Source organism: Paenibacillus sp. PK3_47 (genome assembly GCF_023520895.1).
Taxonomy (GTDB): domain Bacteria; phylum Bacillota; class Bacilli; order Paenibacillales; family Paenibacillaceae; genus Paenibacillus_AQ.
The window spans coordinates 1,179,979-1,192,601 of record NZ_CP026029.1 but is presented as its reverse complement, the minus strand read 5'-3'; the positions used below and the strand labels follow the sequence as shown (position 1 = coordinate 1,192,601).

The 12,623-nt window shown below is 51.7% G+C and carries 11 protein-coding genes; 10 read left to right on the top strand and 1 reads right to left on the bottom strand.

The genetic code is table 11. The features are described 5' to 3' along the window. Positions 1 to 99: 99 nt before the first annotated feature. From C2I18_RS05450 to C2I18_RS05440, 3 genes are all read left to right on the top strand, one after another. Positions 100 to 867 carry an ABC transporter ATP-binding protein gene (locus C2I18_RS05450; RefSeq protein WP_249900262.1) on the top strand — a complete coding sequence of 256 codons (768 nt, stop codon included), beginning with the start codon at positions 100 to 102 and terminating at the stop codon, positions 865 to 867. Further along, positions 839 to 2,722, top strand: a complete 1,884-nt coding sequence (locus C2I18_RS05445; RefSeq protein ID WP_249900261.1) for an FtsX-like permease family protein — start codon at positions 839 to 841, stop codon at positions 2,720 to 2,722. Before C2I18_RS05450 ends, C2I18_RS05445 begins: the two co-directional genes overlap by 29 nt. Positions 2,723 to 2,933: 211 nt before the next feature. After that, positions 2,934 to 4,172: an MFS transporter gene (locus tag C2I18_RS05440; RefSeq protein ID WP_249900260.1), complete on the top strand. Its 1,239-nt coding sequence runs from the start codon at positions 2,934 to 2,936 to the stop codon at positions 4,170 to 4,172. Positions 4,173 to 4,247: 75 nt separating this feature from the next. On the opposite strand, the gene fabV is transcribed toward C2I18_RS05440, so the two are convergent. Continuing rightward, positions 4,248 to 5,438 (bottom strand): enoyl-ACP reductase FabV, encoded by a 1,191-nt coding sequence (gene fabV, locus C2I18_RS05435; RefSeq protein WP_249900259.1) that lies wholly within the window; start codon positions 5,436 to 5,438, stop codon positions 4,248 to 4,250. A 238-nt stretch (positions 5,439 to 5,676) separates the two neighbouring features. On the opposite strand from fabV, the gene C2I18_RS05430 reads away from it, so the two are divergent. The 7 genes from C2I18_RS05430 (at position 5,677) to queA (ending at position 12,607) form a co-directional block, all read left to right on the top strand. Then, positions 5,677 to 6,432, top strand: coding sequence for a BofC C-terminal domain-containing protein (locus tag C2I18_RS05430; RefSeq protein ID WP_249900258.1), 756 nt, complete (start codon positions 5,677 to 5,679; stop codon positions 6,430 to 6,432). 257 nt (positions 6,433 to 6,689) lie between these two features. Next, positions 6,690 to 7,193, top strand: coding sequence for a crossover junction endodeoxyribonuclease RuvC (gene ruvC, locus C2I18_RS05425; protein WP_249902014.1), 504 nt, complete (start codon positions 6,690 to 6,692; stop codon positions 7,191 to 7,193). Further along, positions 7,190 to 7,807, top strand: a complete 618-nt coding sequence (gene ruvA, locus C2I18_RS05420; RefSeq protein WP_249900257.1) for a Holliday junction branch migration protein RuvA — start codon at positions 7,190 to 7,192, stop codon at positions 7,805 to 7,807. The genes ruvC and ruvA overlap by 4 nt, the downstream gene beginning before the upstream one ends. A 46-nt stretch (positions 7,808 to 7,853) precedes the next feature. Beyond that, the gene (ruvB, locus tag C2I18_RS05415; RefSeq protein WP_249900256.1) at positions 7,854 to 8,861 is read left to right on the top strand and encodes a Holliday junction branch migration DNA helicase RuvB; all 1,008 of its coding nucleotides are present in this window, start codon (positions 7,854 to 7,856) and stop codon (positions 8,859 to 8,861) included. 58 nt (positions 8,862 to 8,919) lie between these two features. Beyond that, entirely contained in the window at positions 8,920 to 9,072 is a 153-nt protein-coding gene (locus C2I18_RS05410) for a hypothetical protein (RefSeq protein ID WP_249900255.1), read from the top strand. 394 nt (positions 9,073 to 9,466) lie between these two features. Beyond that, positions 9,467 to 11,569 (top strand): SpoIID/LytB domain-containing protein, encoded by a 2,103-nt coding sequence (locus C2I18_RS05405; RefSeq protein WP_342760333.1) that lies wholly within the window; start codon positions 9,467 to 9,469, stop codon positions 11,567 to 11,569. 9 nt (positions 11,570 to 11,578) lie between these two features. Continuing rightward, on the top strand, positions 11,579 to 12,607 hold the full coding sequence (gene queA / locus C2I18_RS05400) for a tRNA preQ1(34) S-adenosylmethionine ribosyltransferase-isomerase QueA (RefSeq protein ID WP_249900254.1): 1,029 nt from the start codon (positions 11,579 to 11,581) through the stop codon (positions 12,605 to 12,607). Positions 12,608 to 12,623: the final 16 nt, after the last annotated feature.

The following is a 12,623-nucleotide window of genomic DNA, read 5'->3' as shown; positions in this document are numbered from 1 at the left end:
CCATGTAATAAAAGTGAAACCTAAATCGATAGTTGTCATCCCGCATCCCCGGTATATTAATGACATTCCAAAATGGAACAGGAGAGGAGACATAACCTTATGCTGGAAGTTAGACAGGTCAGCAAAATATATGAAGGAAATGTCGCGTACCGGGCGTTGACGGACATTGATCTGACTATCGCTGAGGGAGAGTTTGTAGGCATTATGGGACCTTCCGGAAGCGGAAAAACAACCCTGCTGAACCTGATCGCCACAGTCGACGGTCCTACGACCGGCGAAATTATCATCGGCGGCAAAAACATAGGCCGTCTGGGCAAAAATGATCTGGCAGTGTTCCGCCGGCGTGAGCTCGGGTTTGTGTTTCAGGACTTCAATCTGCTCAATACGCTGACTGTGGAGGAAAATATCGTGCTGCCGCTGACGCTCGACGGAACTTCAGTCCGGGATATGAAACAGAGGGCCCAGGCTGTTGCCGGTAAGCTGGGGATCTCCTCAATTATGGCCAAACGTACCTATGAGATCTCAGGGGGGCAGGCCCAGCGGACGGCCATTGCCAGAGCAATGATCCACTCCCCCAAGCTGCTGCTTGCAGACGAGCCTACAGGCAACCTGGATTCCAAAGCGGCCAAGGATGTTATGGATATGCTGGTGAGCATCAACCAGGAGAACCGGACCACAATGATGCTGGTCACTCATGATGCAGTGGCGGCAAGCTACTGTCACCGGGTGGTGTTCATTAAGGACGGGAGATTCTATACGGAAATTCACCGCGGCGATAACCGCCAGAGCTTTTTCCAGAAGATTATTGATACACTCTCGCTGCTGGGGGGATACGGCAATGACGTTCCGTCAATTCGCATTCCGTAATGTCACCCGCAACAAACGCCTTTACACCGCTTATTTTTTGAGCAGCATGTTCACGGTAATGGTGTTCTTTACGTTCTCTATCTTTGCCTTTCATCCGATGCTCGGCCTGGAGCAGACGAATTCAAGCACAATGGTAGCCCTGTCCGTTTCGCGGTGGATTATTTACATATTCTCCTTTTTCTTTGTACTGTACTCCATGAGCGCATTTCTGCAGTCACGCAAAAAGGAATTCGGCCTTATGATTCTGCATGGCATGACCACCGGTCAGCTGCGGAAGATGATTTTTCTGGAAAATATGATCATTGGCTGCAGTGCCACCTTGAGCGGTCTTGGTCTCGGACTGGTGTTTGCAAAAGGGATACTGCTGGCCGGGGAAAATGTGCTTGCGCTCCAAGATCACCTGCAGTTCTATTTCCCGCTGCAGGCCATTCTGCTTACACTGGTGTCCTTTCTGCTGTTATTTGTGCTGATCTCCCTGTTTATTTCAGCCGTTCTGCGCAGCGGCAGCCTGATTACCCTGATCAAGTCTGACCGTCAGCCCAAAAAGGAGCCGAAAGCCTCACTTCTGCTGTCCCTGCTGGTGGTGATCTTAATCGGCATCAGCTACTTCCTGTCTTTGCAGGCGGAAGGCCTGGAAGCCGTCATCCTGCTTGCGCCTGTCGTAATCATGGTCACGATGGGAACTTATCTGCTGTTTACACAGCTCAGTGTGTATGTCATCCGGAAGCTCAAGGGACAGGAGCGGTTTTTCTGGTACAGGACAAATATGCTGCTGTTCTCCGACCTCTCTTACCGGATGAAGGATAATGCGCGGTCATTTTTTCTGGTTGCCATTATTTCTACGGTATCCTTTTGCGCCATCGGAGCGCTGTACGGATTTCAGTCCATGATGTTCGGTTCGCTTCCTAAGGAGAACCCGTATCTGTTCACCTATCTGGCTATGGAAGACGACCGTATGGAACAGGAGCATGTGCAGCTGATTAACGGGAGCATCAGGGAGGCGGGAATAACAGCCGTGCCGGCTGAAGTTAAGATTAGTTACTACCGGACTGCGGCCGGGGACGACATCATTCCCTTGGTAAGCCAAAGCGAATATAACCGTCTGGCGGAGCTGATGGATTACCGGGCAATAGAATTGACGGAAGGCAAAGCAGCGGTTGTTGATTACGGTCTGTCGAATGCAGGCGGAAAGCTGCTGAACAAGCCTGTACAGCTGCAGACGGGTGCAGTGGTGGAAGCAGATCAAGCCGTCCTCTCCCCGGTAGTCAATGGTGTCAGCGGTTATCTTGTAGTCAGCGATGAACTGCTGGACCAGCTCAGAGATCCGGACCGTGTGAATCATTATTATTCCTGGCACGGACCGCCCGGACAGGAGGGGGCTGAGAGCGCAGGCGGAAAGCTGCTGAACAAGCTGCCTTATTCCGAAGCTTACGTATTCGATCCGATGGAGTATCAGATCAACAGAACCAAAGAGACCTTCGGGCCCATGATGTTCATCGGCTTCTTTATCGGGATTGTATTCTTTGTGTCAGCAGGCAGCTTTCTGTATTTCAGGCTGTACAGCGACCTTGATGAGGATAAGCAGAAATTCAGGGCAATCTCCAAGCTTGGACTCAGTGAGCAAGAGCTTGGCCGGATCCTGAACCGCCAGATCAGCCTGCTGTTCTTCGCACCCATCACAGTGGCACTTATCCATGGCGCTGTGGCGCTGGCTACCTTGTCCCACATGTTCCAGTATTCATTGCTCCGGGAATCTGCCCTGGTGCTCGGCCTGTTCTTTATCATTCAGCTGATGTATTACTTTGTAGTCCGCGTGTTCTATACAAGACAGATCCGGTCGGCGGTGGCCGGTTGAACCAGGGTTACGTCAAATAAAGTTTGAAAGGTGAAGGAGATCATCCTTTGCCTTTTTTGCGTTTGTACAAACAATTAAATATTAGCGGAATAGATAAATTATGACAAAAATTATAGTGAAAGTATTTGCGATCCTCTTTATTGAATAAAAAACGGAATTTAATTAATATTTTTTAAAAATATAATGTCGCGATTAGAAAGGTGAGGTTTATTTGAGGTTTATTTTGGGAAGCGCGCATCATCCCGTTATACCAACTGCTAAATTAATTAACAAGAATAATATAGCTGTGCTTCTGACATACATATTCTCCTCATTGGCTGTTTATATATTCGACATAGGTATAATTGTAGAACTGTATAAAATTTCAGGATCGTCTATAGCTGTAGGCGGATTTTTTATTTTGCAGTTTATACCTTCTTTATTGTTGACGCCTGTTGCAGGAGCTTTGATTGACCGCTGGAATCAAAAATATATCTTATTTTCGGTAAACCTTGTCCGGGCTGCGGCGGTTGCTTTACTTTTATTTAATCTGTCGATTGAAACGATCTATGCGGTAGCGGTTATCCTTGGGGTGTGTGATGAGATCAGTTCCTCGACGTTAAGTTCTATCATTCCGCAAATAACAGACAGGAATAATATATCAAGGTTAAATTCGGTTTTTTCAGCTGTAGATTCAGTAAATATGATTTTTGGACCTGCTGTTGCGGGTCTCTTTATAGCACTTGCCGGGACAACAGGGAGTATCTCTGCGGTTTTGATTGCATTCATTATGTCGGCTATCCTAATAACGATTGTAAAGTATGTTCCGGGCAGAAAAACAGCTGAAGCCAGTACAAAGTTCACAGAAGAAGTTAAAGAAGGATTAAAGGTGGTTACAACCAATCCTCTTGTGAAAGGAATAACTCTGATATGGGGGTTGTTGTTAATTGCAGTAGGTGCCACAGGTCCTTTGGTTATTATACTTTTGAGTGAATATTTGCATTTACCTTCGGAAAGCTACGGATGGACAATGACTTTCGAGGGGGTAGGTCTTGTTATTGGCTCTTTTTTTATTATGCGGCAAAAGAATACTTTCTCAAGTTATGGACTGATTTTATTTGGAATGTGTGCGCTAGGGCTGGCATTAACTTTGGCTGCCTTCAGCAATAGCTTGTACATCATATTACTGGCTTATCTGATCATGGGACTAGGAGCTGCTTCAGCGCCCAATGGAATAAGGACTACACTGCAGACAAAGCTTCCAAAAGAGATCCTTGGACGTGTATTTGCATCCACTAGATTTGTTGTGAATTCACTTCGGACTTTATCCATTGCGTTAGCAAGTATACTTTCAAACATTATTAGCTTGAGGCTCATATTTGTTTTTGCTGCGATCCTGATGTTAACCGGAGCATTATTATCACAGAGATTAAAAGTAAATGAAGTCGGGCTAAAGGAACAAGATCTCTGATAAGGGGCAAAACGAAAGAGCAGCAATCCTCCCGTAAAGGGAAGAATGCTGCTCTTTTTTATACACGTGAAAACCTTAAACCAGATTAGGAATATCCACTGCAGGGTCGGTGTCTGCTTCATAATCTACACCTTCGGTGCGGAAGCCGAACAGGTTGAAGAAATCCTCCTGGTAGCCCGGAAGGTCGGCGAGTTCAGGCACATTGCCGGTCTCGATGGCGCTCCAGCGCTTCATGACTTCAGCCTGCACATCCTCGCGCATTTCCCAGTCGTCGATCCGGATCAGATGGCTGCCGTCAGCAGCGGCTTCGCCGCCGTTATACAGGTGCTCGGCGAACAGGCGGTACATCTGCTGGATGCAGTTCTCATGCAGTTCTTTGTCCTTCATAACTCTGTACAGGGCGGAAATATATAGCGGCACGACAGGAATGGCCGAGCTGGATTGGGTTACGAGCGCTTTATTGACGGATACAAAAGCACGTCCGCCCGCTGCACCCAGCTTTTCATTCAGCGCGATGGCTGTTTTCTCCAGATCATTTTTGGCCTGGCCGATGGTTCCGTCCTTATAAATCGGGTGGGTCACTTCCGGTCCGATATAAGAATACGCCACCGTCGTTGCTCCTTCGGCAAGAACTCCCGCTTCCTGAAGCTGGTCGATCCACATGCCCCAGTCCTCACCGCCCATAACGGCGATGGTCTGGCGGACTTCATCTTCAGTCGCAGGCTCAATGGTCACTGTGGACACTTCACCGGAATGGAAGTTCATCGTTTTGTTCGTATAAGCGCTGCCGACAGGCTTGATTACGGAGGAGAAGGTCTCTCCGGTAACCGGGTGGGTACGGCGAGGAGAAGCTACGCTGTATACGATGAGGTCAACGGTGCCGAATTCGGCTTTGATCAGATCGATGGTTTTGGTCTTGATCTCGTTAGAAAAAGCGTCTCCCACAATGCTGAAGGATTTCAGGCCCTGCTCTGCAGCGACCTTCTCCAGCGCAGCCGAGTTGTACCATCCGGCGGATGCTGTACGCGAGCCTTCTGCAGCTTTGTCGAAGAATACGCCGATCGTGTTGGCACCTGCGCCGAAAGCGGCGGTAATGCGGGAAGCCAGTCCGTATCCGGTAGAGGCGCCGACAACGAGCACATTCACAGGTCCGCTCAGTTTTTTCTGTGCTTTTACATAGTTGATTTGCTGCTCCACCTGCTTGGCGCATCCCTCAGGATGGGCGGTTGTGCAGATAAAGCCGCGGGTTTTGGGCTGAATGATCATCAAGGAAATCCCCTTTGTTTTAGTTTTACTTCCTAACCACTGATATAGAGTATAGCAAATGATAGCTGATAAAGATAAGTTTTGAAGTGATTTTCCGTCAGATACTGCTCAAACCGCAGACCTGTGCACTATGAAACCGGAGGCTGGATGAATTTCCGGTATAGCGCATAATTGCGCTTTTCTCAGGTCACAATAGGTGAAAAAGCAGAATGAAGGGATTAAAGTGAATGGTTTCCGGTTGAAAAAACAGCTGTGGCGGCGGTGGAGACGCTGGAGAAAAGCGCTCTGGGTGGGAGCGGCATGTTTGCTTGTGACGATACTGGCCTGGCGCGGGATGCAGTTAAAGAAAGAGATCAGCGGGCTGCTGGACAATCCGGCCATGAATGTAAGCAGCGCATTAAACGAATGGCAGGACCTGGACAATCACCCGGATGCGGACGGCAGTGTAGCTGCGGTAGCTGCAGTGTACAGCCAGTCCGGGGGCAGCGGTGAAGACGGTAATTCCGGCATAGACCATAGGGAGCTGCTGGAGGCCGTCAGTAAAGAGGGGATTGACCGGAGGGTACATCTCAAGACGATTTATGTCAGCGGCGAGGAAGTGCAGAGTCTGCCCGGTGTGAAAAGTCCTTTACAGCTCAAGGAGCTGATTACAGGTCATCCCGAATGGTACGGCTGGCTTAGCGGGGAAGGCGATCTGTGGCTGGAGCGCAGAGTCAATGATTTATCGCCGCTGACCAAAAGGGAGGCCTATATCGGGGTGGACGAGCAGGGAAATCTGACTTTGTTCAAAGGGCCCCCGGCCGGCGAGAAGGTGCTCAAGACTTTTTTTCAAATGGATATGGGATCAATGAAGTCCGCCCTGCCGGAGGAAATCTGGAAGCAGCTGCATGACGGCATCCGTGTGCAGGATATCGAGGAGTATAACAGCGTACTGTCTACCTTCAGCGATTATGCGCGGGATTCGGCAGAACAGGCTATGCAGAGTGAACAATAAAATAAGGTGACGGGAGCCGTTTCAATGCCAATATATGGCGGGACGGCTCTTTTTGTTGTGTCAGGGTGCAGCAGCACTGCAGGGAAAAGCGGCGGACCCTGGGACTAAAGTTCTTTTTCTATCACAGAAAGCAAACTTTTTTCTCTCCCGGGAGGTATTTTTGCTATAATGTTTAGAAGGAATACATATGTTCGCTTTATCAAGGGACAATGGATGAACACGGTGGAATACCTGCCTGTTATAGAGGAGAGATTGGATTGCGCATCTTGGGCATTGACCCGGGGCTGGCGATTGTCGGCTTCGGCTTCATTGATAAGGAAGGAAACAAATTGACACCGGTTCAGTACGGCAGCATTCAGACCGAGGCGCATACGCCTGAGGAAGACCGGCTGCTGCATGTTTATGAAGGTATGGTACAGCTGCTGGACAGGTATAAACCGGATGCTGTTGCTATAGAGAAATTGTTTTTCGCCCGGAATGTGACTACAGCCCTGCCGGTGGCGCAGGCACGCGGAGTGCTGATTCTGGCCGCTGTGCAGCGTGGCCTGCCTGTCTCTGAATATACGCCAATGATGGTGAAGCAGGCTGTGGTAGGGTACGGGAAGGCAGAGAAGAAGCAGGTGCAGGAGATGGTGAAGCTGCTGCTGAAGCTGTCCGCTGTCCCCAAGCCGGATGATGTGGCGGATGCCCTGGCAGTGGCGGTATGCCATGCCCATTCCGTAAGTTTGAATTCTAAATTAAATGAGGTATTGCGAAAATGATAGATTATTTAAGAGGACCTGTCGTTTATTTGGAGTCAGAATACGTGGTGGTCGATATTCAAGGCATCGGTTACCGGGTATTCTGCCCGAACCCGTATGCTTTTGCCAAAACAGAAGGTCCTGTGACCATATATATTCATTATCAGACGCGTGAGGATGCCACGCTCCTGTTCGGATTCCCGACAAGGGAAGAGCAGAAGCTGTTCCGCAAGCTGATCGAGGTATCCGGTATCGGCCCGCGTGTGGCGCTTGGCATTCTGACCGGCGGAACACCAGACCAGCTGATCTCGGCGATTTACCAGGAGAATATCACTTTCCTGACCAAGCTGCCGGGCATCGGCAAGAAGACAGCCCAGCGGATGATTCTGGATCTGCGCGACAAGCTCGACGGGCTGAGCGCGGCTTCGATGCAGACAGGCCTGTTCGCAGTGCCGCTGGATGAACAGAACAATGCCCTGCCGTGGGAAGAAGCAAGAGACGGACTGAAGGCACTGGGCTATACCGAAGCAGAGCTTGACCGTGTATGGCTTACGATGAAGAAAGAAGGCTCGGACAAAGGAACTGTCGATGTGCTGATGAAGAAGGCGCTGGGGCTACTCTTTGTAGCCAAGTAAGCCGGAAGCGTGGAGGACATCCTTGAAGAACTGGAGTGATGAATAAATGGATGACCGGATTATATCGGCAAATCTGATGATGGATGAGCAGGCAGTGGAGCTGAGTCTGCGTCCCCGTTATCTGGGCGAATATATCGGACAGAATCAGGTGAAAGAGAACCTTAAGATATATATAGAAGCAGCCAAAATGCGCAGTGAAGCGCTGGATCATGTGCTGCTGTACGGGCCTCCGGGCCTTGGCAAAACGACGCTGGCGAATATCATCGCCAATGAGCTGGGCGTGAATCTGCGCACGACGTCAGGGCCGGCGATCGAGCGGCCGGGGGATCTGGCGGCGCTCCTGACCAACCTGCAGGAGGGCGATGTGCTCTTCATTGATGAGATCCACCGCCTGCACCGGTCGGTCGAGGAGGTCATGTATCCGGCGATGGAGGACTTCGCGCTGGATATCATGATCGGCAAAGGGCCAAGTGCGCGTTCGGTGCGCCTGGACCTGCCGCCGTTTACGCTGATCGGGGCGACTACGCGCGCCGGACTGTTGTCCGCGCCGCTTCGCGACCGCTTCGGGGTAGTCAGCCGGCTGGAGTACTACACCATCGATGAACTGAGCTTCATCGTGTCCCGCAATGCCGAGCTGCTCGGCATCGAAATTGTGGGCGATGCTGCGGAAGAGATCGCCCTGCGCTCACGCGGGACCCCGCGGATCGCGAACCGGCTGCTGAAGCGGGTACGTGATTTTGCACAGGTCCGCGGCGACGGCATCATTACGCCGGAGATTGCTGGCGAATCGCTGAAAATGCTGCAGGTCGATCCGCGCGGGCTGGACAGCATCGACCATAAGATGCTGTCGTCGATGATTAATGTGTTCCGGGGAGGTCCGGTCGGCCTGGACACGATTGCCGCCACGATCGGCGAAGAGAGCCAGACGATTGAGGATGTATACGAGCCGTATCTGCTGCAGATCGGGTTTCTGCAGCGGACCCCGCGGGGAAGAGTGGTAACTCCGGCGGCCTATCAGCATCTGGGCCTGCCGTTCCCGGCGCAGCAGGGGTAACCGGCAGCCAGGATAGATTACTATTAAGCTGCTGGCCGCTAAGAGTGGCTATCCCAGAATGCTAACGTCCGCAGTATTATTGCTGGGAAGGACGCGTCCGCTAGGGCAGCATGCCAGAATGCTGCCGCTTGCAGTGCTGGAGTACTGGAGTGCTGGAGTGCTGGAGTGCCGGATTCCAAAACAGCCGGCGTCCGAGCGTATCCGCTTCTAACGGACCCAGGATCCGTTATTTCTGCCAAAAGTCACATTTTCAGCAGCTAACGGACCTCAGGTCCCTTATTTCCGGATTTTTAACCGGAAACCACCCGGTTAGGGGGCGATAAGGGACGTACGGTCCGTTAGCCCAAAGAAAAGGGTGTAAAAGCAAAAATAACGGATGTAAGGTCCGTTAGCGGTCAGGCAGAACGTGCAGGTCAAGCAGGGCATGCTGTTGAGGCAAGAACACGCTGGTCACGCAGAACACGATAATCACGCAGAACATGCTGGTCACACGCAGCCGGAATTAGACAGCAAAAGAGCAACTGTAGTGACCTAAGCAAAATTTCTCAAACGTGCTTTGACAGCGGTTATCATTTTAAATTAAGCCAAACTTCTTAGGAGGCTACATGATGAATCATGCCAAGGGCAAAAGGACAGTAATGGGACAACTGGGCCGTGGGCTGCTGGCGGCAGCGCTGGCAGCAGGAAGCTTTATGGTTCCCGCCGGTACGGGCGATGCAGCGGGTGAACCGATCCGGGTTGCACTGTACGCTGACATTGGCAGCAAATATAAATCGACTACTCCTTATGTAACGCTGCAGTCTGATAAGGAGTTTAACCTTACATCGGTTCCGGCGGGCCCGGTGCCGCTGGCAACCGTTCCGGCAGGCGGCAAGATCCGCATCAGCCTGGACGGCTATAAAGTGAAGGTGATGGAGACCTCTTCCTGGCAGGCTGCCGCTGATGCAGCCAAGAAGCTGCAGTCTACTTCCGATAAGCCGCAAATTTTTGCAGCTGAACGTAACGGCGCCAAAGTGTATCAGCTGTATACAGGTCCTTATGCCAGCGAAAGTGCTGCCAAGGAAGGGCTGAGCCGCGTAGGCAAAGCGGGTTTGTCCATACCCGAAGGCCAGACTCCCGGCCTGAAGGGCAGCAAGTATTTATCTGCGGGAGAGTTCGCATCCTTACAGGAAGCTGATGCTGTGATCAGCGGAATTACCGCTGCGGGCTTTGATGCCTGGAAGGCTATGTCGTCCGGCAGCGACGGCAGCGCCAAGGTTCAGGTATGGGTCGGCGGGGCTGCCAATGACAGCGATCTGGCCATTCTGCAGACCTCGGTTACAGCTGCACTTCCGCAGCTTGCTCTCTCGCCGGCAGCCTCCGCCGGACTAATCGTCCGCACGGATGCCGGAATGGATTTAACCAGTGAGAGCCAGGCTGCGCATTACAGCGTCTCGGGCGCGGGTGCCAAGTTTATGGCTGCCGGCAATGATGCGGGAATACAGATTGTTGAAAGATCCAAACGTACATACCGCGGCAACCTGGAGCTGAGCGGTCTGGCCGGCTCGCTTGCCGTGATTAATGAAGTGCCGGTGGAACAGTATTTGTATGCGGTTGTCGGCGGAGAGGTATCTGCAAGCTGGCCTGAGGAAGCGCTCAAAGCCCAGGCTGTTGCCGCACGCAGCTATGCCTTGTTCCAGAGCAACAAATTTGATGTAGCGGATGTTGTAGATACGACGCTCAGCCAGGTGTACAACGGCATCGGCGCCGAAGCGCCTGCCATCACCAGAGCGGTGGATGCCACAGCCGGAGAGGTGCTGATGAGCGGGGGCAAGATTATCGAATCGGTCTTTTCCTCGAACAGCGGCGGTGTAACAGCAGATCCTTCGGAGGTATGGGGGAACGGCGGTGTTCATTTTGTCAGTGTACGCAGTGCAGAGGATGCTGCGGCAGTGGCCAGCGCCAAGCAGTGGTACTACCTGCTGCTGGATAACGGCGTCTCCGGTTATGCCCGTGAAGACAATATCAAATTAACCGGGAGCTCCACTGCAGCCGGACTGGCCACTGCTACGGCAACAACCAGGGATGTAAATATCCGTCCATTGCCGGTCATAGAGAGCAGCGTCAGCCCGGTCGGCAAGCTCAATCCCGGTGAAAATGCTGTTGTATTGGGACAGGTGTACGAATCGGGAAGCTACAGCTGGATCAAAGGGCCCTATACTTCCGCTGAGCTGCTCAAAAGCCTCAGCGGCAAAACTTCAAATTCATTGCCGTCTTCTATTGCAACCCTGCAGGTTACCCAGAGAGGACCTTCGGGCCGGGCTACGCAGGTGAAGGCAAACGGCGAAATTCTGCAGGTGAAATACCCGGATTTATTCCGTTCCTCTTTTAACGGATTACCGAGTACCTTGTTTGATATTGTCCCCGCCGGAAGTTATACTGTACTAGGCGCTGACGGTACTACCTCAACCATTGGCGGCTCTCAGACTGCCGGCGTCCTGTCTGCTAACGGCAAGGTGACCGCTGCGGGCAAAGGTACGGTAGTTATGGGCAGCAACAAGGCAGCCAGAGTAGTAACCGGAGCCAGCGGATTTTATTTTATCGGCTGGGGTAACGGCCACGGACTCGGAATGTCGCAATGGGGCGTAAAGGGTATGGCCGACAACGGGTATGATTACAAGCAAATATTGCAACACTATTTTAATAACGTTACTATAGTTAAGGAATGAAGACAGACGATGAATGTTGACGATTATGATTTTCATCTGCCGGAGGAGCTGATTGCCCAGACTCCGCTTCCCGACCGCAGCTCTTCAAGGCTGCTGATGGTGAACAAGGAGAACGGGGATCTCACGCACCGGCATTTTACCGATATTCTTGAGCAGTTCAGACCAGGAGATACGCTTGTACTTAATGATACGAGAGTCATTCCGGCAAGGCTGTTCGGTGTCAAGGAAGATACCGGAGCGAAGGCGGAAGTGCTCCTGCTGAAGAACCTGGGCGAAGACAAGTGGGAAGCGCTGGTGAAGCCCGGCAAGAAGCTGAAGACCGGAGCGGTTATTGTTTTTAGCGACGAACTGCGTGCAGTAATTGAGGATGAGGCCGACATGGGCGGCCGGACACTCCGTTTTATCTATAAAGGCATTTTCCAGGAAATTCTGGACAGGCTCGGATCCATGCCGCTTCCTCCGTATATCAAGGAAACGCTGGATGACCGCGAACGCTATCAGACGGTGTATGCCAAGCATGAAGGATCGGCGGCAGCGCCTACTGCAGGGCTGCATTTCACCAAGGAGCTGCTGGAACAGATTGCCGCCAAAGGTGTGAACATCGCATATATAACCCTGCATGTTGGACTGGGAACTTTTCGTCCGATGTCTGTGGATAAGGTTGAGGAGCATGTGATGCATGCCGAATATTATGAGTTATCCAAGGAAACTGCTGATATTCTGAACGACGCCAGGCAGAGAGGCGGACGTATTATTGCTGTCGGCACAACCTCATGCCGCACCCTTGAAACGGTGGGAAGGCAGTTTGAGGGCGGGCCGCTTGCGGAATGCAGCGGCTGGACAGATATTTTTATCTTTCCGGGCTATAAGTTTACTGTTGTGAACGCATTGATTACGAATTTCCATCTGCCGAAGTCTACTTTGGTGATGCTGGTGAGCGCGCTGGCCGGACGGGAGCGGATTCTGGCAGCCTATGAGGAAGCCATTGCCGGGAAATACCGCTTCTTCAGCTTTGGCGACGCGATGTTTATTTATTAAGCAAGAGAAAGGGTTA

Excerpts from the sequence above, each read along its gene's own strand:
- C2I18_RS05450 (WP_249900262.1), top strand. The coding sequence starts at position 100 with ATGCTGGAAGTTAGACAGGTCAGCAAAATATATGAAGGAAATGTCGCG.
- C2I18_RS05445 (WP_249900261.1), top strand. The coding sequence starts at position 839 with ATGACGTTCCGTCAATTCGCATTCCGTAATGTCACCCGCAACAAACGC.
- fabV (WP_249900259.1), bottom strand. The coding sequence starts at position 5,438 with ATGATCATTCAGCCCAAAACCCGCGGCTTTATCTGCACAACCGCCCAT.
- ruvA (WP_249900257.1), top strand. The coding sequence starts at position 7,190 with ATGATAGATTATTTAAGAGGACCTGTCGTTTATTTGGAGTCAGAATAC.
- ruvB (WP_249900256.1), top strand. The coding sequence starts at position 7,854 with ATGGATGACCGGATTATATCGGCAAATCTGATGATGGATGAGCAGGCA.
- C2I18_RS05410 (WP_249900255.1), top strand. The coding sequence starts at position 8,920 with ATGCTAACGTCCGCAGTATTATTGCTGGGAAGGACGCGTCCGCTAGGG.
- C2I18_RS05405 (WP_342760333.1), top strand. The coding sequence starts at position 9,467 with ATGATGAATCATGCCAAGGGCAAAAGGACAGTAATGGGACAACTGGGC.
- queA (WP_249900254.1), top strand. The coding sequence starts at position 11,579 with ATGAATGTTGACGATTATGATTTTCATCTGCCGGAGGAGCTGATTGCC.